This window comes from Flavobacterium sp. NRK1, from assembly GCF_024054175.1.
GTDB lineage: Bacteria > Bacteroidota > Bacteroidia > Flavobacteriales > Flavobacteriaceae > Flavobacterium.
In genome coordinates this window covers 1,443,089-1,467,279 of sequence record NZ_JAMXLA010000001.1, presented here as the reverse complement: position 1 = coordinate 1,467,279, position 24,191 = coordinate 1,443,089, and the positions used below count along the sequence as shown (strand labels likewise).

General features: G+C 36.6%; 22 protein-coding genes and 1 pseudogene. 12 read left to right on the top strand and 11 right to left on the bottom strand.

Features of this window, described 5'->3' with window-relative positions:
- Window positions 1-120: 120 nt before the first annotated feature.
- The 6 genes from NHE85_RS06945 to NHE85_RS06920 all read right to left on the bottom strand — a co-directional run bounded on the left by NHE85_RS06945 (window position 121) and on the right by NHE85_RS06920 (window position 7,178).
- Window positions 121-543: a hypothetical protein gene (locus tag NHE85_RS06945; RefSeq protein WP_252811019.1), complete on the bottom strand. Its 423-nt coding sequence runs from the start codon at window positions 541-543 to the stop codon at window positions 121-123.
- Between the two features lie 123 nt (window positions 544-666).
- Window positions 667-954, bottom strand: a complete 288-nt coding sequence (locus NHE85_RS06940; protein WP_252811018.1) for a F0F1 ATP synthase subunit epsilon — start codon at window positions 952-954, stop codon at window positions 667-669.
- Window positions 955-1,031: 77 nt separating this feature from the next.
- Window positions 1,032-2,543, bottom strand: coding sequence for a F0F1 ATP synthase subunit beta (gene atpD, locus NHE85_RS06935; RefSeq protein ID WP_252811017.1), 1,512 nt, complete (start codon window positions 2,541-2,543; stop codon window positions 1,032-1,034).
- A 294-nt stretch (window positions 2,544-2,837) separates the two neighbouring features.
- A complete protein-coding gene (gene glmS, locus NHE85_RS06930; RefSeq protein WP_252811015.1) occupies window positions 2,838-4,685 on the bottom strand; it encodes a glutamine--fructose-6-phosphate transaminase (isomerizing) in 1,848 nt (615 codons plus the stop codon).
- A gap of 8 nt (window positions 4,686-4,693) precedes the next feature.
- Window positions 4,694-6,352: a DUF4270 domain-containing protein gene (locus tag NHE85_RS06925; RefSeq protein ID WP_252811013.1), complete on the bottom strand. Its 1,659-nt coding sequence runs from the start codon at window positions 6,350-6,352 to the stop codon at window positions 4,694-4,696.
- A 19-nt stretch (window positions 6,353-6,371) separates the two neighbouring features.
- Window positions 6,372-7,178 (bottom strand): glycogen/starch synthase, encoded by an 807-nt coding sequence (locus NHE85_RS06920; protein ID WP_252811011.1) that lies wholly within the window; start codon window positions 7,176-7,178, stop codon window positions 6,372-6,374.
- A gap of 106 nt (window positions 7,179-7,284) precedes the next feature.
- Between NHE85_RS06920 and panC the strand changes: the two genes are divergently transcribed.
- From panC to NHE85_RS06880, 9 genes are all read left to right on the top strand, one after another.
- Complete coding sequence (panC, locus tag NHE85_RS06915) at window positions 7,285-8,130, top strand: pantoate--beta-alanine ligase (protein WP_252811009.1); 846 nt, start codon at window positions 7,285-7,287, stop codon at window positions 8,128-8,130.
- A gap of 13 nt (window positions 8,131-8,143) precedes the next feature.
- Window positions 8,144-8,494 carry an aspartate 1-decarboxylase gene (gene panD, locus NHE85_RS06910; protein ID WP_252811007.1) on the top strand — a complete coding sequence of 117 codons (351 nt, stop codon included), beginning with the start codon at window positions 8,144-8,146 and terminating at the stop codon, window positions 8,492-8,494.
- 2 nt (window positions 8,495-8,496) lie between these two features.
- Window positions 8,497-9,459, top strand: a complete 963-nt coding sequence (locus tag NHE85_RS06905) for a lysylphosphatidylglycerol synthase transmembrane domain-containing protein (RefSeq protein ID WP_254004411.1) — start codon at window positions 8,497-8,499, stop codon at window positions 9,457-9,459.
- A 42-nt stretch (window positions 9,460-9,501) separates the two neighbouring features.
- Complete coding sequence (locus NHE85_RS06900) at window positions 9,502-10,644, top strand: alpha/beta hydrolase (protein WP_252811002.1); 1,143 nt, start codon at window positions 9,502-9,504, stop codon at window positions 10,642-10,644.
- Between the two features lie 15 nt (window positions 10,645-10,659).
- On the top strand, window positions 10,660-12,021 hold the full coding sequence (gene radA, locus NHE85_RS06895; protein ID WP_252811000.1) for a DNA repair protein RadA: 1,362 nt from the start codon (window positions 10,660-10,662) through the stop codon (window positions 12,019-12,021).
- A gap of 13 nt (window positions 12,022-12,034) precedes the next feature.
- Window positions 12,035-14,026, top strand: coding sequence for a transglycosylase domain-containing protein (locus tag NHE85_RS06890; protein WP_252810998.1), 1,992 nt, complete (start codon window positions 12,035-12,037; stop codon window positions 14,024-14,026).
- Between the two features lie 68 nt (window positions 14,027-14,094).
- Window positions 14,095-14,661 carry a DUF4140 domain-containing protein gene (locus NHE85_RS16800; protein ID WP_308219348.1) on the top strand — a complete coding sequence of 189 codons (567 nt, stop codon included), beginning with the start codon at window positions 14,095-14,097 and terminating at the stop codon, window positions 14,659-14,661.
- The gene (locus tag NHE85_RS06885; RefSeq protein ID WP_308219347.1) at window positions 14,639-15,769 is read left to right on the top strand and encodes a DUF4139 domain-containing protein; all 1,131 of its coding nucleotides are present in this window, start codon (window positions 14,639-14,641) and stop codon (window positions 15,767-15,769) included. The genes NHE85_RS16800 and NHE85_RS06885 overlap by 23 nt, the downstream gene beginning before the upstream one ends.
- 74 nt (window positions 15,770-15,843) lie before the next feature.
- Entirely contained in the window at window positions 15,844-17,199 is a 1,356-nt protein-coding gene (locus NHE85_RS06880) for a sorbosone dehydrogenase family protein (RefSeq protein WP_252810996.1), read from the top strand.
- Between the two features lie 67 nt (window positions 17,200-17,266).
- Here the strand turns inward: NHE85_RS06880 and NHE85_RS06875 are convergent, their stop codons facing one another.
- Complete coding sequence (locus tag NHE85_RS06875) at window positions 17,267-18,229, bottom strand: OmpA family protein (RefSeq protein ID WP_252810993.1); 963 nt, start codon at window positions 18,227-18,229, stop codon at window positions 17,267-17,269.
- A 28-nt stretch (window positions 18,230-18,257) separates the two neighbouring features.
- On the bottom strand, window positions 18,258-19,019 hold the full coding sequence (locus NHE85_RS06870) for an exodeoxyribonuclease III (protein WP_252810991.1): 762 nt from the start codon (window positions 19,017-19,019) through the stop codon (window positions 18,258-18,260).
- A 190-nt stretch (window positions 19,020-19,209) separates the two neighbouring features.
- Here NHE85_RS06870 and NHE85_RS06865 point away from each other — a divergent pair, with 190 nt between their 5' ends.
- Complete coding sequence (locus tag NHE85_RS06865) at window positions 19,210-21,036, top strand: lysophospholipid acyltransferase family protein (protein WP_252810990.1); 1,827 nt, start codon at window positions 19,210-19,212, stop codon at window positions 21,034-21,036.
- 39 nt (window positions 21,037-21,075) lie between these two features.
- On the opposite strand, the gene NHE85_RS06860 is transcribed toward NHE85_RS06865, so the two are convergent.
- The 3 genes and pseudogenes from NHE85_RS06860 to NHE85_RS06855 all read right to left on the bottom strand — a co-directional run.
- A complete protein-coding gene (locus NHE85_RS06860; RefSeq protein WP_252810988.1) occupies window positions 21,076-21,564 on the bottom strand; it encodes a DUF805 domain-containing protein in 489 nt (162 codons plus the stop codon).
- 131 nt (window positions 21,565-21,695) lie between these two features.
- A complete protein-coding gene (locus NHE85_RS16835; RefSeq protein ID WP_374676574.1) occupies window positions 21,696-22,061 on the bottom strand; it encodes a VOC family protein in 366 nt (121 codons plus the stop codon).
- Between the two features lie 45 nt (window positions 22,062-22,106).
- Window positions 22,107-23,045: pseudogene (locus NHE85_RS06855) on the bottom strand (2-hydroxyacid dehydrogenase); the annotation flags it as partial.
- 141 nt (window positions 23,046-23,186) lie between these two features.
- On the opposite strand from NHE85_RS06855, the gene NHE85_RS06850 reads away from it, so the two are divergent.
- A complete protein-coding gene (locus NHE85_RS06850) occupies window positions 23,187-23,840 on the top strand; it encodes a hypothetical protein (protein WP_252810985.1) in 654 nt (217 codons plus the stop codon).
- 19 nt (window positions 23,841-23,859) lie between these two features.
- Window positions 23,860-24,177: a hypothetical protein gene (locus NHE85_RS06845; protein ID WP_252810983.1), complete on the top strand. Its 318-nt coding sequence runs from the start codon at window positions 23,860-23,862 to the stop codon at window positions 24,175-24,177.
- Window positions 24,178-24,191 lie beyond the last annotated feature (14 nt).

Here is a 24,191-nt window from a genome sequence, read left to right as displayed (position 1 = left end):
ATATATCACTTATTTTGTATAAAATATGCTAAATACATTGAAGATAAAGCAATAATGACAATAAACATAATTGGCACTGGATTATGCGCGCTTAATTTAATTATCTTATTTACCTTTTAATTATCTCTTTTCAAGTAAACAAAGTCTTTTATAAGACTTTTTAGTTTTTAGAGCTACAATATTATTTATACTGTATAACTGATTATATCCGGCTATAAAAATCATATCATTTCGGTCTTTATCATCATAATCCAAAACAACTTTATGCTTGTCAACATACCATTTACCACTCCATTTAGTCAAGCCTTTATTGCATAAAAGCTTACTATGTATAAATGTTCTATCCCGCCTGAGTATTAAAGTATCCTCTTTTGCTTTGGTACTTAAGAAACGATAATACCCTTTACTATACATAATCCTTATAGCTTCAATATTTACCACATCCTTACTCACATAAGTACCGGAATAATCACTGTCTGTGGTTGAACACGCAGTTACAGCAATAAGCATTAAAAAAAACAAAACTATACGGTTCGCCATCATCAGTATTTTATTAAAACAAAAATACAAAATCAGCAGTGTTACAATCACGTAATTTTACGCATTATACATAGAAAAAAGCCCTACACAATGTGCAGGGCTTCTCAATTATATTTCATGGATAGATTAACCTACCAGGATAATAATTCTGTTGTCTTTAAGCTCCAGAGTACCTGATGTTATTGGCAAAAGGAATTTCTGGTCTTTGTCTGACTTTTCAAACTTAGCCGAAAATTCGGTGTTCGTTTTAAAATCAGGTACTGCTATCTTAATGTTGCCTTCTGTCAATATCGAAACAATACTGGCGTGGTTATTCAACATCTGGAATTCACCATCTACACCCGGAACCGTTACCGAAGTAACGCCCCCTTTAAACAAATGGCCCTCCGGAGATACTATTTCTAATAATAACATATCTTTTAGTTATTTTAGTTGTTGGTTGTAGATATTCGGAAGCCTCTGGCAACCATCAACTATCAACCCTCAACCAATTACGCTTCAGCTAACATTTTCTGACCTGCTTCGATCACTTCCTCAATAGTACCTTTAAGGTTAAAGGCAGCCTCCGGAAGGTGGTCAAGCTCACCATCAATGATCATGTTGAATCCTTTGATAGTATCTTTAATATCTACAAGTACACCAGGGATACCTGTAAACTGCTCTGCCACGTGGAAAGGCTGAGAAAGGAAACGCTGAACACGACGTGCGCGTGATACTGCAAGTTTATCTTCTTCGCTTAACTCTTCCATACCAAGGATAGCGATGATGTCCTGAAGTTGTTTGTATTTCTGAAGTATTTCTTTAACTCTTTGTGTACAGTTATAGTGCTCATCCCCTAAGATTTGCGGAGTAAGGATTCTTGAAGTTGAATCAAGAGGATCTACCGCCGGGTAGATACCAAGCTCAGCAATTTTACGTGAAAGTACAGTTGTTGCATCAAGGTGGGCAAATGTTGTTGCCGGTGCCGGGTCAGTTAAGTCATCCGCAGGTACGTAAACCGCCTGTACAGATGTAATTGATCCTTTTTTAGTAGAAGTAATACGCTCCTGCATAGCACCCATTTCTGTTGCTAATGTAGGCTGGTAACCTACCGCAGATGGCATACGACCAAGAAGTGCAGACACCTCTGAACCTGCCTGTGTAAAACGGAAGATGTTATCTACGAAGAAAAGAACGTCTTTTCCTTGTGCTTCACCCGCTCCGTCACGGAAGTACTCAGCGATTGTAAGACCTGAAAGCGCAACACGTGCACGTGCTCCAGGCGGCTCATTCATCTGTCCAAATACGAATGTAGCTTTAGACTGGCGCATACCAGGCTTATCTACTTTAGAAAGGTCCCAACCACCATTTTCCATTGAGTGCATAAAGTCATCACCATATTTAATAATACCAGACTCAAGCATCTCACGAAGAAGGTCGTTTCCTTCACGTGTTCTTTCACCTACTCCTGCGAATACAGAAAGACCACCGTGACCTTTTGCAATATTGTTAATCAACTCCTGGATAAGTACTGTTTTACCAACACCTGCACCACCAAATAATCCAATTTTACCACCTTTTGCATAAGGCTCGATAAGGTCTATTACTTTGATACCTGTGAATAAAACTTCTGATGAAGTTGAAAGATCTTCAAATTTAGGAGCCTGACGGTGGATAGGTAATCCATTAGCACCATCTTTTGGCAAATCGCCAAGACCATCAATAGCGTCTCCAATAACATTAAACAAACGTCCGTAAACATCCGCACCAATTGGCATCTGGATAGGAGCACCTGTTCCAATAACTTCCTGACCTCTGCTCATACCGTCAGTTGAGTCCATTGATATAGTACGAACAGTGTCTTCACCTACGTGAGACTGTACTTCAAGGATTAATTTTGAACCATCTTTTTTAGTGATCTCTAATGAATCATAGATCTTAGGAAGCTCAGCGTTTTGGGTGTCAAACACCACGTCTACTACTGGTCCGATGATCTGTGCAACTTTTCCTATTACTTTAGACATTGCTTATGTATTTATTAAACAGCTATTTACGTTTTCCGAAAAAACCTATTTTTTCCGAGTGCAAAGATAGTTTTTTCTACATGAATTATGCAACACCAAAAATGCATTTTTTTCAATAAAAAAGAGGAAATTTGAAAATACGCTTCCAAATGTTGGTTAAGACCTTAGCTCCATTGCTGATTTATCACTCCGACACCCGAAGAATTGCTCAATACATTTTTATTAATCGATAAAAACAAAAAAACAGCCAAGAAAACTCTTAACTGCTTTTTTATATTTAATATCTGTAACAGATTACTCTACCGTAACCGACTTCGCTAAATTTCTCGGCTGATCTACATTACATTCTCTCATTACTGCAATATGGTATGACAGTAACTGCAATGGAATTGTAGTCAATAATGGCGATAAAGCATCTGATGTAGATGGTATTTCGATAACGTGGTCGGCTAATTCTTTAACCTGCGTATCTCCTTTTGTTACCACGGCAATAATTTTACCGCTTCTTGATTTTATTTCCTGTATGTTACTTACAATCTTATCATAGTGCTCCTGTTGTGGTGCAATAATAACCACAGGCATATGCTCATCTATAAGCGCAATTGGCCCGTGTTTCATTTCAGCAGCAGGGTAACCTTCAGCATGTATATAGGATATCTCTTTAAGCTTTAACGCTCCTTCAAGAGCTACAGGGAAATTATACCCCCTGCCCAGATAAAGTGCATTTGGCGCATCTTTATAAACAGCCGCTATCATTTGTGCCACATCATTTGTCTGTAATGCTTCCTGCACTTTTTCAGGTATAAGCTCCAATTCCTGCAGGTATCTGTGGAAGTCGGAATTACTCATGGTTCCTTTAGCTTTTGCCAAACGAAGCGCAATAAGCGTAAGTACTGTTATCTGAGTTGTAAAAGCTTTTGTGGAAGCAACACCAATTTCAGGCCCTGCATGTGTATAAGCACCTGCATGTGTCTCTCTTGAAATAGAAGATCCTACCACATTACAAACCCCAAACACAAATGCGCCGCTTTCTTTAGCAAGCTTTATTGCCGCAAGTGTATCAGCAGTTTCACCTGATTGCGAAATAGCAATAACTACATCGGTAGGACGAATTATAGGATTTCTGTATCTGAATTCAGAAGCATATTCTACTTCAACAGGTATGCGCGCAAATTCTTCAAATATGTATTCTGCCACAAGGCCCGCATGCCATGAAGTACCACAGGCAATAATAAGTATCCTGTCGGCATTTAAGAATTTTTGAAGATTATCTTCAACCCCTGCCATTTTAATAAGGCCCTCATTAGCATGAAGCCTTCCTCTGTAAGTATCTTTTATTACACTTGGCTGCTCATATATCTCTTTAAGCATAAAGTGGTCGTAACCGCCTTTTTCTATTTGCTCAAGATTCATCTGCAGCTCCTGAATATATGGATCTACTAAAGAGTCATCTTTAATTTTTCTTATTTTTAAAGGCTTATCCAGTCTTATAATTGCCATTTCCTCATCATCAAGATAAATGGCATTAGAAGTATATTCAATAAATGGCGAAGCATCAGACGCTACAAAAAATTCATCTTTACCTACACCTATAGCTAATGGGCTTCCTAAACGGGCAGCTATAATTTCAGTTGGCCTTTCTTTATCAAATACAGCAATTGCATAAGCACCTACTACCTGATTAAGCGCCACCTGAACAGCTTTACCTAATTTAAGATTATCTTTTTTCTTAACTTCTTCTATAAGGTTAACAAGAACCTCAGTATCGGTATCCGATTTAAAAGTATACCCTCTTTTTATAAGTTCTTTTTTTAACGGTTCATAGTTTTCTATAATACCATTATGAACTATTACCAGGTTACCCGAATTGGATAAATGCGGATGTGAATTTACATCATTAGGCACACCATGTGTAGCCCAACGTGTATGACCAATCCCTATAGAACCATTTAATGTTATTTCTTTTTCTGCTCTTTCTTCAAGATCAGACACTTTTCCTTTGGTTTTGGAAAGTTTAAGGTCAGTGCCGTCATAAAGCACAACTCCTGCACTATCATACCCCCTGTATTCAAGTCTTTTAAGCCCTTTTATGATTACAGGATATGCTTCCCTGTTACCTATATAACCTACAATTCCGCACATATAACTGACTATTTAGGTTTAGAATAAAAAATTTCTAGTTTAACTCGTTTATCTTGTTCCCCAACAGGAACGTTGCTTCCATATAAAACAGTTCCGAAAGGATGCTGTACTGCCGATAATGGTATTTCTTTAACTTCAGTATCTCCTTCAGTGAAAGCAGTCTTAAGCTTATAGTTAGATACAACATTTATACTTTCTGTAACTACAAGGCCAAGTTTGTGGTTTATGGAGTCTCCTTTAATAATATTATTAACATGGTCTGTAACCCTTATTTTATATCTTATCGTTCCGTTATCCAGTGTATCTATAACCCCTCCATGAATATACTTGTTGTATTTAGGATATGCATTACTTGAAGTACCATCTGCATAATAATCATACACAGGCTTTCTGTTTTCAAGGTCATAAAGATATAACCTTAATGGCGCAATAAGCTTTGTGCCGTCAGCCACAGATTGCCCCATACCTGTAGCGCTGTTATTGTCTACATAAAAAACAAGGTTAGCCTCATTTACAAGTATTCTTTCTCCAAGCGCAGCTTCTGTAAGGGCATTAAGCCCGGCATCAACCAGATTTATAATAGCCATAGAACCGGCTCCGCCTTTAATATATAAACGACTGTCTCCTTCTACAGCATCTGAAGATGCTATAGCACTGCTGAAATCGCCTTTATATGTATTCTCGTAAAAGTTAATAGTATTTGTTTTGAGATTAAATGTCATAGTCTTATCAAGGATATCAGTTCCCTGAACCCCGTCAAGACCAATTTCATAATCATGATATTTTATGGTTATTATACCTTCAGAGAATTTAGGAACAGCCATTACTGCATCATTGCCTACCTGCTCTACTTTAAAATATAAACCCCTGAAATAATTTTTAAAAATATTGTTATTTAAAAGATTACCCCTGTTAGCATTACTAAACAAAGCATCCTGCATAGCAGCTTTATCAAGATTCATAAAAATACCGGGAGCAAGCCTTTCTACTACCCTTGGAGTACCGGCATTCGGTTCTCCTGTTGCAGGATTTGTACCTTTAGGGTTAGCTATACGCTTAACCTCAAGAGGGCTAAATGTAAATGCTTCATTTTCTGCTAAAGGTGCACCCACCAGAAGGCTCTCAACCATTGCAAAATCATCCGAATAGTATCTTTGTACTTTATCTGCAGCACCCGGGTCTGTATCCCTAAGATAAAATCCGTTTCTGTATAATTTCAGATTAAATTTAGCATTAGGGTTGCCATAAACAGAGTCAAGCTCATAAAGAGTACTTGTACCATTATTAGTATCGCTCTCATCAAGTTCAGAACCTGTTGCTTTACTGTAATAAGGCACATACAGATATACTGAGTCTATAACAGGGCTGTATAGTGTTGGGTTTTCACTGCCTGAAGGAATTTCCAGCTGTGTTACAAAGTGGGCAATTGTTTTACCAAAAACTGGATTATCGTAAACTCCTAGCTGGTTAAGGGTAAGATTGTTAGATTGCACAGCCCCGGTAGGCCTGTCATAAGCAACAACATTTACATCGGCCTTTATCATATCACTATGAACATCGTCTCCCACGATGTCAGATCCTAATTCATTAAAATCTTTATCACACGATACAAAAAAAACAATACTTAAGGCAAAGATTAACTTCTTTAGAAATGAACTATTAGTCATTATATATTTTTTAGATTTACTATAAAACCTGATTTCTATAGAAATTAGTATATGCTTCTGCAAATTTATCTTTATCAACAAACGGAAGGAATGGTTTTCCTGATGCTTCAACAAACTTAACTAATTCGTCAGACAGGTTTTCTGAAGCGATGATAACAGCATCAGAATGTGCTATTGACGCCTTCATTACATTCACATAATCAGGTGTTTCAAGCATCTTTACATCACTTTCCGGCACATTGTCAAACAATACTTTTTTAAGCATATTATTATCAAGTGTACCTTCAAAAGACTGGTTATATACAGATGTAACAATTTTTGTGTCTGCAAAAAGCGCTTCATCTTTATAATAATGTTTCATATAAACCGGAAGCATGCCTGCAAGCCATCCGTGTACATGAATAATATCAGGAACCCAGTTTAGTTTTTTTACTGTTTCAACAACTCCTTTGGCAAAAAATATAGCTCTCTCGTCATTATCGGGATATAGTACCCCGTCTTCATCACTAAATGTAGCTTTTCTTTTAAAATACTCATCATTATCAATAAAGTAAACCTGTATTCTTTCTTTAGGTATAGATGCAACCTTAATAATAAGGGGCATATCCATATCATTTACTACCAAATTCATTCCTGATAATCGGATAACCTCATGTAATTGATGCCTTCTTTCGTTAATATTTCCATAGCGCGGCATAAATATTCTTATTTGCCCGCCCTGGTCATTAATCATTTTCGGCACATCATACGACATTAAAGACACTTCATTTTCAGCCAAATAAGGCACTACTTCAGATGATACATACAATATCCTCTTATCCTCCATATTAAAACTATATTTATTTATAGGGTGTTAAAACACGCAAAATTAAACAATTTTGCGCATTTTGTAACTATTATATTAATTTTGCTTCCAATTTAATATAAATCCGATGCTCATTTTTAACAATAAAGCTGATTTAATTTCACATTTATCAACTTATAAAAACAATAAATCTACGATTGGTTTTGTACCCACAATGGGCGCTTTGCACAAAGGACATCTTTCACTTCTGGAAAAATCGTTTCAGGAAAACATTATAACTGTAATAAGCATTTTTGTAAACCCTACTCAGTTTAATAATCAGGAAGACCTGAAAAAATATCCCCGAACGCTGGAAGCTGATGTGGAGAAAATAAAAACCGTTAGTGATGCTATTATAGTTTTTGCACCGTCTGTAGATGAAATGTATGATGGAAACACTGAATCTGCTCACTTTTCTTTTGACGGTCTTGAATATCAGATGGAAGGCAGTCACCGCCCAGGGCATTTTGATGGTGTTGGCACCATTGTAAAAAAATTATTTGAAATAGTTAAGCCCACCAATGCCTATTTTGGCGAAAAAGATTTTCAGCAATTACAGATCGTTAAAAAACTTGTACAAAAAACTGGTATGCCTATAAATATTGTAGGATGCCCCATAAGCCGCGAAGAAAACGGCCTGGCTATGAGCTCAAGAAACGGACGGCTGACAGACGAAGAAAAAAACAAAGCCGCTTTTATATATAAAACATTGAAAGAAGCGCGCGAAAAGTTTGTAAATGAAAGCATTGAAGCCGTAAAAAAATATGTTTATGATGCTTTTTCTACCCATCCGGAATTTAAAATGGATTACTTTGAAATAGCCGCAGAAGATGACCTTGTACCTGCAAATACTAAAGATAATAAGGAATACAGAGGTTTTATTGCGGTTTTTTTAAGCAATGTTAGGTTAATTGACAATATTTCATTAAATTGATTACCTTTGCACCATGCAAATTCAAGTTGTAAAGTCCAAGATTCACCGCGTTATGGTGACTGGAGCTGATTTAAATTACATAGGCAGCATTACTATAGACGAAGCGTTAATGGAAGCTGCTAATATTATTGAAGGTGAAAAAGTTTCTATCGTGAACATTAATAATGGTGAACGCCTTGAAACTTATGCTATTAAAGGTAACAGGAATAGTGGCGACATTACCCTGAATGGCCCTGCTGCCAGAAAAGTACAGAAGGGCGATATTATTATTATTATATCATATGGTATTCTTGATTTTGAAGAAGCTAAATCATTTAAGCCATCATTAGTTTTTCCTAACGAAAAAGACAATACCCTAACGTAGGTTTGAATAAAAAATTAAGTAAATTATTAAGTATAATACTCCCTCTATCCGTGGGAGTTTTTTTAATTATATATACTTACAGCCAGTTTACACCGGCACAGCTTGAAGAGATTAAAAGCTATTTTGAAAACGCCGATTACAATTATATTTACTTATCGCTTTTTATTGGTTTAACAGGCCACATAGCACGTGCATACCGCTGGAAATATACACTTTCGCATATTGGCTACCAAAGCCCTTTTATGATAAAGTTTAGTGCTGTATGCATTACCTACCTTATGAATATGACAGTACCCCGCAGTGGCGAGGTAAGCCGTGCACTTGTGCTTAAGCGCTATAGCAACGTACCTTTTGACAAAGGACTGGGTACCATTATAAGCGAAAGGGTTGTAGATTTATTTTTGCTGCTGTTTTGTGTTACAGGTACTATAATTCTGCAATTTAGTACCCTTCAGGATTATCTTAGCAAGAATATACCTTACCAGAATCTTGTTATTTACGGTATAGCTTGTGCGTTGCTTATGGCAGGGGCAATTCTTTTTTACATATACAGCAAAAACAAATGGCTGTTAAAACTGAAAGAAAAAATATCAGGACTGGTAGAAGGAACATTAAGCGTATTTAAAATGCCAAATAAATGGCCTTTTTTACTATTGTCAGTTTACATATGGTTTACTTATGTATTAATGTTTTATGTTACTATATATGCCTTGCCCGAAACTGCAGGCCTGAGCTTTGGTGTTGTTTGTGTAGCTTTTGTAATAGGCAGCTTGGCCATTACTTTTAGCAACGGAGGCTTTGGGGTTTACCCTGCAGCAATTGCAGGCATTTTAGGATTATATGCCGTGCCTAAAGTAGCAGGAACCGCCTTTGGATGGCTCGTGTGGACATCGCAAACCGGCATGATTGTTTGTTTAGGAGCACTCTCATTTTTATTATTACCTTTACTCTATAGACACAAATAATTGCTAACTTGCTTCGCATTTCTACTAAAAACATGTAAAGCAATGAAAACCAACACCCTACTACTTTTACTACTTTTTACATCCACTCTTTTCTCGCAAAAAAAAACTGAAGAGCTACCATCTGAAAGATTAAATACTACAAGGCTGATTACCGTTGTAACTCCGGCTTCTTACGATTTGCCGGCAAATAAAAACAAAAAGTATCCTTTGTTGGTTTTGCTTGATGGTGATTATCTTGTAGATCCGTTTTCGGGCATGCTTTCTTATACAGAATACTGGAATGATTTACCTGAAGTTATAATTGTTGGAATTAACCAAAACCGTGATAATGAAAGGGCAACCGACTGCCGTATAGATAAAGAAACCGGACTGCCTGATGAGTTTGGCGAAAAATTTTTTGATTTTATTGCTACCGAACTATTACCGTATGTAGATAAAAAGTACAGGGTTTCCCCTTTTAAAATAATTGCAGGGCACGATGTAACCGCAGGTTACATTAATTACTTTTTGTATAAAGAAAATCCTTTGTTTAATGCGTATATAGTACTTAGCCCGGAACTGCCAAAAGACATGGATATTCATGTACCTGAAAGGCTTGCTGATATAAAGACACCTATTTATTATTATCTTGCAACTGCTGATGGAGATGTAATGAAAATGCAGAAAAAGATAAAAACACTTGATGAAAACATTAAAAAGGTTAGCAGCCCAACTTTAAAATATTATTTTGACGATATTAAAAATGCATCGCATTATTCACTTGTGCCTTATGCTATACCGGAAGCTATGTATCACATATTTTCTGTTTATCAGCCTATAACTTCTACTGAATATCAGGAAAAAATTGTTACGCTGCAATCGGGATATGTGGATTATCTGACTCAAAAATATAAGATCATTCAGGAAGATCTGGGCGTTAAGATACCTATAAGGCTTAATGATTTCAGAGCTATAGAAGCAGCAATATTAAAAAATGGTGCTTACGAAGAATTAAAAGCTCTGTCAGATGTCGCATCTAAAAATTATCCGCGAACAACTTTTTCTGAGTATTACACTGCGTTATACTACGAAAAAACGGACGACAATAAAAAAGCAATCAAGTCCTACATGAAAGCTTATAGTTTAAGCGAAGTAGGCGAGTATACAAAAGATATGATGCTTGATAAAGCTGAAAACCTTAAATAAACGAGACAACCATAAATGGCCAAACTAAAAACTTCCTTTTTTTGCCAAAACTGCGGGGCACAGTATGCTAAATGGCAGGGGCAGTGCAACTCATGCAAACAATGGAATACCATTGTAGAAGAAGTTATACAAAAAGAAGAAAAACAGGCCTGGAAACCCTCTACCGGAGAGGTTAAAAAAGCAGCGCGCCCGTTAAAAATAAACGAGATAGATTCGGCTGCAGAAATACGGCTTAATACCGGAGATGCCGAGCTGAACCGTGTTTTGGGAGGCGGACTCGTGCCCGGTTCACTCACACTTTTAGGCGGTGAACCTGGTATTGGAAAAAGTACACTGTTATTGCAAATATCATTAAAGCTTCCTTACCGTACGCTTTATGTATCGGGTGAGGAAAGCCAGAAACAGATTAAGATGCGTGCTGAAAGAATAACACCATCTGCCGATAATTGCTATATACTTACCGAAACTAAAACCCAAAACATATTTAAGCAAATTGAGACTATACTGCCTGAAGTGGTAATTATAGACTCTATACAAACCCTGCATACCGATTATATAGAATCGTCTGCAGGAAGTATATCACAAATACGGGAAACTACGGCAGAACTTATAAAGTTTGCCAAAGAAACCAATGTACCTGTCATTCTTATAGGGCACATAACCAAAGATGGCAGCATAGCAGGCCCAAAAATACTGGAACATATGGTAGATACCGTACTTCAGTTTGAGGGTGACCGCAATCATGTGTACCGCATACTGCGATCATTAAAAAATCGTTTTGGTTCTACTGCAGAGTTAGGTATTTATGAAATGCTTGGTACAGGATTACGCGAAGTAGCCAACCCATCTGAAATATTAATATCGCATAAAGAAGAAGAACTAAGTGGAACTGCCATTGCTACAACTATGGAAGGCATGCGCCCCCTTATGGTAGAAATACAGGCACTGGTAAGTTCAGCTGTGTATGGTACCCCGCAACGTTCAACAACCGGTTACAATGCCAAAAGGCTTAATATGATATTAGCTGTGCTTGAAAAAAGAGCAGGTTTCAGGCTTGGTGCAAAAGATGTATTTCTTAATATTACGGGCGGTATAAATGTGGATGACCCGGCTATAGACCTTGCCGTGGTGGCTGCAATACTATCTTCCAACGAAGATATTCCGGTAAATAAAGACTTCTGTTTTGCAGGGGAAATAGGCCTTTCAGGGGAAATTCGACCTATAAACAGAGTAGAACAACGCATACTTGAAGCGGAAAAGTTAGGATTTTCTACTATTTTTGTATCTAAGTACAATAAAATTTCATTAAAAAACACTCTTATCGAAATAAGGCTGGTAGCAAAAATTGAAGATGTAGCTGCCCATTTGTTCGGTTAGGTAATTATATATAATGCGTAAAAAAAACGGCAAACAAATAGCACTATTAGTTTTAAAGATAGCTGTAGTTGTAATTATCCTCTCAGTTATATCTTTTTTTGCTTTCCGCAATGTACTTCTTAATAAAGCTATTGCGAGGATCTCAGACAAGATGAGCAGTGAATATAATAGTTCCTTTGTTGTAAAAGAGGCTACGTTTAAAGGGCTATCGCGTATAGAGATGAAAGGCATAAGCCTTACACCTAAAAATGCCGATACGCTTTTGCGCGTTAACGAAATTAAAACCAGCATTAATCTGTCACGATTGTTAACTGCTGATATTCAGCTTGGCACGCTGGGAATGCAAAATGGTTTTATTCAGCTTGTAAAAAATGCCAATGGTAAAAATTTTGATGCTTTCCTTAGAAAAAAAGACAAAGAAGAATTAAATGATGATAATGAAGGCACTGATTATGCATCAAGAGCTTATAAATTATTACACCGTGCATTAAATCTTGTACCTACCGATATGAGGTTAAAAAACCTTACACTTCGCCTTGACGATATGGGCAGAAAGGTAACGCTTAACCTTATGAATTTAAAGCTGGAAGATAAACAACTCGAATCTACCATTGGCGTAAGTGCAAAAGATATCGCTCAAAACTGGAAAGTGAAAGGCTTTGCCGATCCACGAAACAAACAGGCTAATCTTGATTTTTTCAATACCGACACAACACGCATTGAAATACCTTATTTAAACGAACGTTACGGCCTTAAATCAGGCTTTGATTCTATTCATTTAAATGTAGATAACATAGAAATGGACAGCGGTCAGCTTCATGTTGACGGTTATGCATCTATACGTAATTTCATGATAAATCATGCACGCATTGCTAAAAAAGATGTGGTTATAGATAATGCACGTTTTGATTATCGTTTCCTTTTCGGATCAGACTTTATAGCCTTAGACAGTACGTCTACAATGCAGTTAAATAAAATAAAGGTAAAGCCATTTTTAAAATACAGCATTGCAGGCGATACCATATATGAGTTAAAGGCGCACATCCCTAAAATGCAGGCGCAGGATTTTATAGTGTCTTTACCCAATGGGCTTTTTACCAATTTTGAAGGTATGGAAGCTGAGGGAAGCTTTAGCTACGACCTGAATTTTATGTATAATAAAAACAAGCCTAACGCACTAGTTTTTGACAGCTCGCTTAAAAAAGACGGTTTAAAAATCATTAAATATGGTGAAGCCGATCTTGCCAAGCTTAACACCGGATTTACCTATAGGGCAATAGATAATGGAAGGGTGCAGCGCCCTGTTTTACTTACTGAATCTAACCCCTATTATACCCCTTTAGACCAGATATCGCCTTACCTGCGCAAAGCGGTATTAACAAGCGAAGACCCTTCGTTTTTTAATCACAGAGGTTTTATTAATGAAGCCTTTAAGCAATCTATAATCAAGAATATAAAAACTAAGAAATTTTCGCGCGGAGCAAGTACTATAAGTATGCAGCTTGTTAAAAACGTATTCCTTACACGAGAGAAAACACTTTCACGCAAACTTGAAGAGATACTTTTGGTTTATATACTTGAAAATAATCGTATTGCCAGTAAAGAGCGTATGCTTGAGGTTTATTTTAATATAATTGAATGGGGACCCGATGTATATGGTATTGGTGAAGCAGCATCTTATTATTTTGATAAAAGCCCAAGCCAGTTAACGCTTGATGAATGCGTTTACCTGGCAAGTATTATACCAAGGCCAAAAGGCTTTATGTGGCAGTTTAATGATGAAGGCAACCTTAAGCCTTTTGCCGTTAAACACAATGACTACATTAAACAGCTTATGCTAAGACGTGGGCTGCTTGTGCCTGAAGATACCATTCTACAATCAGGCAATATAAGCGTTACCGGGCGTGCCCGTGCAAGCTTAAGGCTTAAGCAGGTTAACCCTTTTGAAAATGATACCACGGGCGTTCAGGATTTTTTCTTTAATCTGGGCAAAAGGGCATTTTAAAATATTTTAAAGGTTTCCCAACCTTTTAGGCAGAATGATAATCTATAGTAGTATAAAGACTAAATACTATGAAAAAGATTATTATTCTGCTTTTTTTTGCATCTGCTGTTGCATTTGCCCAAAAACCTGTTTTTACTACTGCAAAAGTAAAGGCAACGACAGTTTACTTTAATGCGGCCGAAATCACACAAACAACATCAGTTACATTACCTGCGGGTACAAGTGAACTTGTAATTAAAAACGTTGTCAGTTACCTTAACGAAGGCACTGTTCAAATAAGTGCCCCGGAAAATCTTACTATAATGTCTGTGCAGTTTACCAATGATTATATTTCGGAATTTGAACCGGATGAAACTTCTCCCATAATAAAAAAAGTGCGCGACAGCATTAAGCTTATAGAGAAAGAGCTGGTACTCGTTGTAAACCAAAAAGCATCGGAACAAAAAACACTGGAACTGCTGGATAAAAATAATCAGGTTTACGGAGAACAATCCGGCCTTAGTGTAGCAGAACTAATGAAAATGGTAGATTACTACAAAGCCAAACGAACTGAAACCGCTAATGCTATAAATGCTTTTTATACCAAAGAACAAAAACTGAATGAAAAGCTGAATGACCTTAAAAAGCAAACTTGAAATAGACACAAGCAAGCAGGACAAAACATCTTCAGGTAAGCTTGTGCTCCAGGTAATGAGTGAAACAGCTTTAAGCACTATTTTAAATATTACCTATCTTACTCCAAATGCTTCATGGTTTTCTTTATATGATTTGAGGGCTGATGATACTTCTTCTCCTATAAACATGCTGTACAAAGGCCAAATTGTACAACAAACAGGAATTGACTGGAAAAAAGTAAAACTTACACTTTCCAGCGGCACACCTAATCAAAGCAGCTATGCCCCTGAACTAAACACCTGGTTTTTGAGTTTAGCCGCAAATATGAACTATAAGCGTATTATACAAGGAAGACCAAATACAAATTTTACACAAAGCCTTCAGGGTCAGGTTTCGGGACTGAATGTAACTACCGGAACAGGAACCCCCGCAGAATTATCTGATGTTGTAGTTGAAGGATACCGTACTACAACCAGTATACAATCTAATATCTCTAACTACACAACAATCACCGAAAATCAGATGAATGTTTCTTTTGATATTGATCTTCCTTATGATATTCTCTCTAACGGAAAGCAGCACAGTGTTACACTTAAAGAAATAAAACTACCTGCTGCTTATAAGCATTATGCCGTACCTAAACTTGAGCAGAAAGCCTTTTTGCTTGCTGAAATAGCTGACTATTCCCAATACAATTTACTACAGGGCGAGGCTAACATTATTTTTGACGGAATGTATATTGGGAAAACCCGGATTAACCCTTCGCAAACTAGCGACACATTAAGCCTTAGTATGGGCAGGGATAAAAAAATTGCTATTGAACGCGAGAAAATTGCAGAAAAATCAGGTACAAAGTTTCTTTCTTCGGGCAGGGAGCAAACTTTTACATACGACATAATTATTCGTAACAATAAAAAAGAGGATGTAAAACTAACTGTAAAAGATCAGTACCCAATAAGTATAGACAAAGAAATAGAAACAGAACTCCTTCAAAGTGACAATGCTAAAATTGATAAAGAGACCGGATTATTAACGTGGGAACTAAACCTAAAACCATCTGAAACTAAAAAAGTAAGAATAAGTTATCGTGTTAAGTATCCAAAAAACAAGACAATACTTAACTTATAATGTTTTGTTAACCAGAATGTTATTTCGTTTTTAATGTAGTAATTTTAGTATATAAACCTATAAAATTCACTGCTATGAAAACAAAATTATTATTGCTTTTTCTGTTTGTCACGGGAATAGTAACCTCGCAAACTATAGACCTGGAATTATTTGCTGATGGATTTGACAACCCAACAGAAATTGTGAATGCAGGCGATGACCGTTTATTTGTAGCTGAACAAAGCGGACATATTAAGATACTTAAAACTGATGGAACTGTAAATGAAACAGATTTTCTTGATATCTCTTCAATTGTAAATTTTAGTGGAGAACGAGGCCTTTTAGGATTAGCTTTTCATCCTTTTTATAATGTAAACGGATATTTTTATGTTAATTACATAAATGATGAAGGCAATACTGTAATTGCACGATATACTAAAAGTGAAGATAATGATAATAGTGCTGATCCCGCTTCTGCTATAATAATGCTTACCATAGAACAGCCTTTTAGCAACCACAATGGAGGATGCCTGCGCTTTGGCCCTGACAATTACCTGTATATTGCTACAGGTGACGGCGGAGACGCAGGAGATCCTGGCAATAGAGCCCAGGATGTGAACGGATTGTTAGGTAAAATATTAAGACTGGATGTTGATGCCGATGCTCCTTATATACCAGACACTAATCCTTTTGTTAGTACAGATGCCGCAGACGAAATATGGGCATTAGGGCTTCGTAATCCATGGAAATTTTCATTTGACAGATCTAATGGAGATTTGTGGATTGCTGACGTAGGACAAGGTGCAGTAGAAGAAATAAACAAAATGCCTTCTACAACGGCTGCTGTAAATTATGGATGGAAATGTTATGAAGGTAATCAGGAGTATGATACATCTCAATGTTCAGATACAGGAGTATATACGGGACCCGTTGCTCAATACTTACATGAAGGATCTTCCCGTTGTTCTATAACCGGAGGCTATGTGTACACAGGCACTAATTATCCTAATTTATATGGCAAATACTTCTTTGCAGACTTCTGTACAAATGAAATAGGTTATGTAAATATTGATAACATTCTTACGTGGGCAGGTACTTTTGAAGGTGGCTTTACAACGTTTGGTCAAGATTTTGACGGAGAACTTTATATTGCAGGAAACAATGGTTCTGTTTATAAAATCACCGACACTACTGCCGGACTTAATGAGTTTGAAAATAGTCAGATTACCATACACCCAAATCCTGCCAATGATGAAATTTTTATTGATATTAAAAACGGAATTACTATAGGGTCTGCAACTATATTTAACATGAGCGGACAGCTGGTAATGGAAACCGAAATAAGAACTAATGATACCCGAATTGATACTTCTAAATTACAAAGCGGTGTTTACATGCTTTCTTTAGAAATGGACGGAAGCAAATACAACAGAAAGCTGGTTATTAATTAAATTTTTAAATATCATAAAAAATGCCCCTGAAATTTCCAGGGGCATTTTTTTTATGTGTTACAACTTATTAAATATCATTAAGCATTTTAGATAGCTCATCCAGTTTAGGAGTAAGAATAATTTCTATCCTTCTGTTTTTTGCTTTTCCATCAGAAGTTTCATTATCGGCAACAGGGGCATACTCACTTCTTCCTGCTGCGGTAAGGCTTTTCGGATTCACATCTTTATTTTCGCTCAGTATATGTACAATAGCTGTGGCACGTTTTGTAGAAAGGTCCCAGTTATCATTAATTTGTCCGCTGCCGTTATAAGCAACATTATCAGTATGGCCCTCTATAAGAACTGATATATCAGGATTAGCAGCAAGTACCTTACCAACTTCTACTACTGCCTTTTTTCCTTCAGACCCCACATTCCAGCTACCTGATCCAAACAAAAGTTTATTTTCCATAGAAACATAAACTTTTCCATTTTTTTGCTCTACTGTTAAACCTTTACCTTCAAATCCGTTAAGCGCCTTAGATAATGTTTCTTTCAGCTTTTTAAGTCCTGCTTCCTGGGCAGCTATCATTCCTTCAAGCTCATCTACACGTTGTGAACGATCCTGTAATTCAGCTTTAAGCTTGTCAAGCCTTTCCTGTTCTGCAGCAAGTGCTTTTTCTTTCGCTTCCAGTTCTGCTAAAAGCTCGCGGTTTTTCTTGTTTATACTTGCATTTGTTTCGCCACTGCTTTTTTCAAGGCTGTTGTATGAAGACTGAAGGTTATCAAGTCCTGATTTTGCAGATGCATAATCTTTTGCAAGTTTGTCTCTTTCCGCTTTAAGCTTGTCGAGTTGCGCTTGTAGATCTTTTGATTTTAAATCAAGCTCATTTTTTTCCTTAGTCAAAGAACCATTTTCATCTGCCAGTGATCTGTTCTCTTTTTTCAGTTCTGCATATTTACTCTCAAGGTCAGTATATACTTTTTTAGAAACACAGCTGGTCAACATTGCCAAAGCAATCAATCCTGCTGATATGGTTTTAATTCTCATTTTTGTATTTGTATTTATTGGTAATTATTTATTCAAACTCCACAAGTACCGGGCAGTGGTCGCTGTGTTTTGCTTCAGGTAAAATTACGGCTCTTGTAAGTCTTTCGCGCATACTTTCAGTAGCCAGGGCATAATCTATACGCCAGCCTTTGTTATTATTGCGTGCATTAGCTCTATAACTCCACCAGCTGTAGTTGTGCGGTTCTTTATTAAAATGTCTAAAAGTATCTATAAATCCGTTATTTATAAAAGCATCCAGCCAGGCTCTTTCTTCAGGCAAAAAACCTGACACCTTTGCATTACGCACAGGATCGTGTATATCAATCGCCTCATGACAAATATTATAATCACCGCATATAATAAGATTCGGAATTTCCTTTTTAAGATTATCTATATAATCATGAAAATCGCGCATATATTTAAATTTATGCTCAAGCCTATCTATGTTCGTTCCTGACGGAAGATACAGGCTCATAACAGAAAATGTATCAAAATCAAGCCTGAGATTCCTGCCTTCAAAATCCATATGTTCTATACCTGTTCCATATACAACATTATTGGGTTTGTGTTTAGAAAATACAGCAACGCCGCTGTACCCTTTTTTTTGTGCCGAAAACCAGTAATGGTAAGGATATCCTGCTGCTTCAATTTCATGTATCGCTACCTGATCGTGAGTAGCTTTTATCTCCTGCAGGCATATAATATCCGGATCAGCCTGCTTCAGCCAATCCATAAAACCTTTTGTAAAAGCAGCACGAATACCGTTTACATTGTAAGAAATAATCCTCATTGTGTGTCATTTGAATTTCAAAAGTAACCAAAAAACCATACAAATAGGAAGATTTAAAAAAATTTGAATCTAAACCATTTTTAATCAGGAGATAAGAGTTGATTTAATAAAAATAATTAAAAAAAATAATCCTTCTTAACGTTTCGCTATAATTGCTATCTTTGTTTTTCGCCCGAAACACGAATGTAGAATGAGTTTAGTTACAGCTAAAGAAGTTGCAAAAGCAATAAAGACTGACAAATATGGTTTTTTAGGTACTTTTTCAGGCTGGCTTCTGATGAAGGTCCTTAAGATCTCTACTCTAAATAAAATATACGACAGGAACAAGAATCTTAGCGATCTTGAATTCCTGAATGCTATACTTAATGAATTTCAGATAAAGTTTGAAATACCTGAAGAAGATCTTAAACGTCTTCCAAAAAAAGGTCCTTACATTACAGTATCTAACCATCCGCTTGGCGGGATAGACGGAATACTGCTTTTAAAACTTATGCTGGAGCAGGATCCTGATTTTAAAATTATTGCTAATTTTTTACTACACCGCATAGAGCCGCTTAAACCCTATGTGATGCCGGTTAATCCTTTTGAAAACCATAAGGATGCCAAATCGAGCGTTAATGGTATTAAAGATGCACTTCGCCACCTTAGCGACGGCAAACCGCTGGGCATTTTTCCTGCAGGAGAAGTATCTACCTATAAAGATGATAAACTTGTGGTAGATAAACCCTGGGAAGAAGGCGCAATGAAATTAATAAAAAAGGCAAAAGTACCTGTAGTACCTATATATTTTCATGCTAAAAACAGCAGGTTGTTTTATTTTCTTTCACAGCTTAGCGACACATTAAGAACGGCAAAACTTCCTTCTGAACTGCTTACGCAGAAAGACCGCGTCATTAAAGTAAGAATTGGAAAACCTATATCTGTTGCAGAACAAAGCGAATATGAAACACTGGAATCGTATACTGAGTTCATCCGTATAAAAACATACATGCTTGCTAATCCTTTTGAAAAGGGAACAAAACTTATTGAGACGTATGCATCTAATTTAAACCTCAAAATATCGTCAAGGGGCCCTAAAGATATAGCAACACCGGCACACCATGATAAAATAATGGCCGAAGTAGCTGCTCTTCGCAAAGGTGATTTCCGTTTGCTGCAAAGTAAAAATTATGAGGTGTTTTTTGTATCGGCAGATAATATTCCCAATATACTTCATGAAATAGGACGACTTAGGGAAATAACTTTCCGCGAGGTGGGTGAAGGAACTAATGAGTCTTTAGATCTTGATCAATATGATAAATACTATCATCATATGTTTCTTTGGGATGATGAAACCAAGCAAATTGCAGGTGCATACCGAATGGGATTAGGATCTGAAATTTATACCAAATATGGGATAGACGGATTTTATCTTCACGACCTGTTTAGGTTTGAACCTGAACTGTATGATATGATGAGCAAGTCTATAGAAATGGGACGTGCTTTTATTATAAAAAATTATCAGCAGAAGCCTATGCCGCTATTCCTGTTATGGAAAGGCATTGTTCATACTACCTTGCGTTATCCCGATCATAAATTCCTTATTGGCGGAGTAAGTATAAGTAACCAGTTTTCTGATTTCTCAAAATCGCTGATGATCGAGTTTATGAAATCGCACTACTATGATCCTTATATTGCACAATATGTGCATCCTAAAAAAGAATATAAAGTAAAACTTAAAGATGCTGATAAAGACTTTGTTTTTAATGAAGCCGAGGCCGACCTTAATAAGTTTGACAAATTTATTGAAGAAGTAGAGCCGGGCAACCTTAGGCTGCCGGTACTTATTAAAAAGTACATTAAACAAAATGCAAGAGTTATTGCCTTCAATGTAGACCCGCTATTTAATAACGCCATAGATGGCTTAATGTACATACGCATTGCAGACTTGCCGGAAAGCACCGTAAAACCTGTTATGGAAGAATTTCAGGCTGAACTGGAAAGAAAACTTGCCGAAAAAGGTGAAGAACATATCTAAAAAAAATCCCACTCAATGAGTGGGATTTTTTTTTAGATATTAAACATCTTGTACAGTACCTATTTCTTCAATTTCACTATAAGGCTTTTTTGGATCCGGACCATATTCGTTAGGGTCTGAGTCACCTTCTCTGCATAGAAGCACCAACATCCATATTGATGGTATAATTAATAAGAGCAGCGGTATAATAATCCAGCCTGAAAATCCTGAATTACCTCCACTAACAATACTAAATCCAAACCAGAATCCCGCAATAAACGTCGGAATCATAAAATATACAACATACCATCCGCTTTTACCGATATCATGCATTCTTCTTACCGTAACAGCTAATCCGGGAATAAGTACAACAAGGGAATAAAGAGTGCCCATTATATTAAAATCCAGCCCTATAGCATAGTCTATTACTCTTAACAGTAAACTTATAATAGTTCCACAAAGTGTATAATACCAATACTCACTTCGTCTTGCCCTTCCATAAAAATTTGCATAATTGTCTCTGACAACTTTTAAATACCAGTTGATCATAATAAATGTTTTGTGTTGATTTGTCCCTACTCTTAAGAATTTTCAGGCTACTCCTTTTTAACCGAACAGCTAAAATAAAAATTTTACTTAGTTGCCTTCAAAAATATTTAACAAATTATCACAAACTTAATCTACAAAAACGCTTTATCATTAGGCTGCCATAGCTCAATTTTATTGCCTTCAGGATCTAATATCCATCCAAATTTTCCATAATCGTAGGTTTCAGGTTCACCAACCAGGGTTACCCCTTCTTCTTTTAATTTTAAAATTAAACTATCCAGATCCTGCACCCTGAAATTTTGCATAAACTGTTTTTGTGACGGATTGAAATAATCAGTATCCGCGGCAAAAGGAGACCATTGTGTAGAAGCATCGTCACCATTTTTATCTTTCCACCAAAAAGTACAGCCATAATTATCAGTATTCAACCCCAGGTGTTTTTTATACCAATCTCTTAAAGCTTCCGGATTTTCCGATCTAAAGAAGAATCCTCCCACACCTGTAACTCTTATCTCTTCCTCTTTACTGACACTGTCATTAAAATAAACGGCTTTAATTTTATCTGCAATTACCTGTGCAAGCCTTTCATGGCTTTCAAATGTCCAGCCGGCAATATGTGGTGAGAGCAATACATTATCTGAATCCATGAGGTATTGAAAAGCTTCCGGTATTGCACCATCGGTAAACAAATGCTCAAATGACGATTTTTCGTATTCCAGAACATCAAGTGCGGCACCTAGTACTTTCCCGGATTTTAATGCATCGGACAGATCCTGCGTTACAACGCTTTTGCCCCTTGCGGTATTTATAAGCCAGAAAGGTTTGGCAAAACCATTTATAAATACTGAATTCACCATTTTATTAGTTTCAGGCGTCCACGGTGTATGAAGGCTTAATACATCAGCTTTTTGCTGCAGCTCATCAAGCGAAACCTGTTTTGCATTAACATCGCCTACCATAGGTTTTATATCATAGCATAATACCTCTACATCAAATCCGCGTAGTTTTTTTGCGAACGATTTACCCATATTACCATAGCCGATAATACCTACTATTTTACCATCAAGCTCATGCCCCCTGTTTCCTTCGCGAATCCATTGACCGTTACGTATTTGCCTGTCGGCTCTGTTAAGGTTATTAAATAACGATAGCAGCATTCCTAAAGCCTGTTCCCCAACTGCATTGCGGTTACCCTCGGGAGCAGCAATTAAATGTATGCCTTTACTTTCGGCATAATCGCAATCTATACTTTCAAGCCCAGCACCTACACGCGCTATGAACTGAAGGTTAGTTGCCGCATCCAGAAACTTTTTATCAATATCAAAACGGCTTCTTATAACCACACCATTATACTGGGTAATTTTAGTTTCTATTTCTTCTTTAGATGATTTGTAGTCCGCATGATTTTCAAAACCTGCTTTTTCCAACTCATTCCAAAGTATAGGATTGTTACTGTCTATGTGAAGAACTTTTATATTCATTACTTTAAAATTGTTGTTATGCAAAGTTACATAAAGGGCAACATATACTGTAAAGTTTTAATTTGCTATAAACGTGCATACTAAAATTTAAAGATCACGTTGTAAGATAAATCACTACTTTAGAGTAAAACCAAATCAACCATGAAATACATTCTCACTTTACTATTGCTGAGCAGTATTTGTAATGCACAACAGCAATTTAAAAACTTTACCAGAGTTACAGCTTACCGGCTTGTTAACGAAGACGATGAAGGAGCCTGTAGTTTATTGCCTTATATGAAAAACCAAGGACGAGTAGGATATTATATACAGGCCATGCAATCGTATAATGATACCATCGCTTACAATCTTATTCAATTAAAAAAAAGCGCTAAAGAATGGGAGCAGGAAGATTATCATTGTACGGAAGGAGAACTTAACCGAACAACAATACCCAATATGTTTGTGGTAGAAATTAACAGCTATAAAGACACCATTTTTACCTCATGTGATAACAGATCAGTATATTTTCCTAAAGAAGAAAAAGAATACTTAGATCCTTCTGACTGTATTATTTCAGCTTTTACAAAAGATATTCAGGATTTTAATAGCCGGGATTTTACTTCAGAAATTGCATCACGGGTAAAGGATTCCATATCAACCGATAAAATAGTTATAGGCAACAAGCCTGTTTATGGCCTGACCCGCAGAGATTTCGGCACCAAAATTACTCCTTTTCAAATGGTAACAACCGATTCTATATTTAATAACAGAGGTGGACTTCAGAATATAAAAACAGGAGTTTTGGCTGAATAATATTAAGTCGGGTTTTGGTATGTATAAAAAAATAAGACAAATTACAATTACCAACACCGAGTATAAATTTCCTGACACTTATGCTGTTTACGTAGATGGTATAGGAATAGGAGACCGCGAAGAAGTACTTATGGATAAATATAAGAATTCTACATTTTTTAAAAACTGGGGTGCTCCGCTAAATAATATAAATAATTATTATTACTATGAGATAAAGCTTGAGGAAGAAAGAGGCAACGTGACTTTTTATATTACTGATAAAATAATAAAAGAAATTGAGATTAATTTTTGGTACCGTGAGCCAGTGGCCACAACAAAAAAAGTTCCGGTAAAATAATATATTTAAAAATT

Excerpts from the sequence above, each read along its gene's own strand:
- NHE85_RS06945 (WP_252811019.1), bottom strand. The coding sequence starts at position 543 with ATGATGGCGAACCGTATAGTTTTGTTTTTTTTAATGCTTATTGCTGTA.
- NHE85_RS06940 (WP_252811018.1), bottom strand. The coding sequence starts at position 954 with ATGTTATTATTAGAAATAGTATCTCCGGAGGGCCATTTGTTTAAAGGG.
- atpD (WP_252811017.1), bottom strand. The coding sequence starts at position 2,543 with ATGTCTAAAGTAATAGGAAAAGTTGCACAGATCATCGGACCAGTAGTA.
- glmS (WP_252811015.1), bottom strand. The coding sequence starts at position 4,685 with ATGTGCGGAATTGTAGGTTATATAGGTAACAGGGAAGCATATCCTGTA.
- NHE85_RS06925 (WP_252811013.1), bottom strand. The coding sequence starts at position 6,352 with ATGACTAATAGTTCATTTCTAAAGAAGTTAATCTTTGCCTTAAGTATT.
- NHE85_RS06920 (WP_252811011.1), bottom strand. The coding sequence starts at position 7,178 with ATGGAGGATAAGAGGATATTGTATGTATCATCTGAAGTAGTGCCTTAT.
- panC (WP_252811009.1), top strand. The coding sequence starts at position 7,285 with ATGCTCATTTTTAACAATAAAGCTGATTTAATTTCACATTTATCAACT.
- panD (WP_252811007.1), top strand. The coding sequence starts at position 8,144 with ATGCAAATTCAAGTTGTAAAGTCCAAGATTCACCGCGTTATGGTGACT.
- NHE85_RS06900 (WP_252811002.1), top strand. The coding sequence starts at position 9,502 with ATGAAAACCAACACCCTACTACTTTTACTACTTTTTACATCCACTCTT.
- radA (WP_252811000.1), top strand. The coding sequence starts at position 10,660 with ATGGCCAAACTAAAAACTTCCTTTTTTTGCCAAAACTGCGGGGCACAG.
- NHE85_RS06890 (WP_252810998.1), top strand. The coding sequence starts at position 12,035 with ATGCGTAAAAAAAACGGCAAACAAATAGCACTATTAGTTTTAAAGATA.
- NHE85_RS16800 (WP_308219348.1), top strand. The coding sequence starts at position 14,095 with ATGAAAAAGATTATTATTCTGCTTTTTTTTGCATCTGCTGTTGCATTT.
- NHE85_RS06885 (WP_308219347.1), top strand. The coding sequence starts at position 14,639 with ATGACCTTAAAAAGCAAACTTGAAATAGACACAAGCAAGCAGGACAAA.
- NHE85_RS06880 (WP_252810996.1), top strand. The coding sequence starts at position 15,844 with ATGAAAACAAAATTATTATTGCTTTTTCTGTTTGTCACGGGAATAGTA.
- NHE85_RS06875 (WP_252810993.1), bottom strand. The coding sequence starts at position 18,229 with ATGAGAATTAAAACCATATCAGCAGGATTGATTGCTTTGGCAATGTTG.
- NHE85_RS06870 (WP_252810991.1), bottom strand. The coding sequence starts at position 19,019 with ATGAGGATTATTTCTTACAATGTAAACGGTATTCGTGCTGCTTTTACA.
- NHE85_RS06865 (WP_252810990.1), top strand. The coding sequence starts at position 19,210 with ATGAGTTTAGTTACAGCTAAAGAAGTTGCAAAAGCAATAAAGACTGAC.
- NHE85_RS06860 (WP_252810988.1), bottom strand. The coding sequence starts at position 21,564 with ATGATCAACTGGTATTTAAAAGTTGTCAGAGACAATTATGCAAATTTT.
- NHE85_RS06850 (WP_252810985.1), top strand. The coding sequence starts at position 23,187 with ATGAAATACATTCTCACTTTACTATTGCTGAGCAGTATTTGTAATGCA.
- NHE85_RS06845 (WP_252810983.1), top strand. The coding sequence starts at position 23,860 with ATGTATAAAAAAATAAGACAAATTACAATTACCAACACCGAGTATAAA.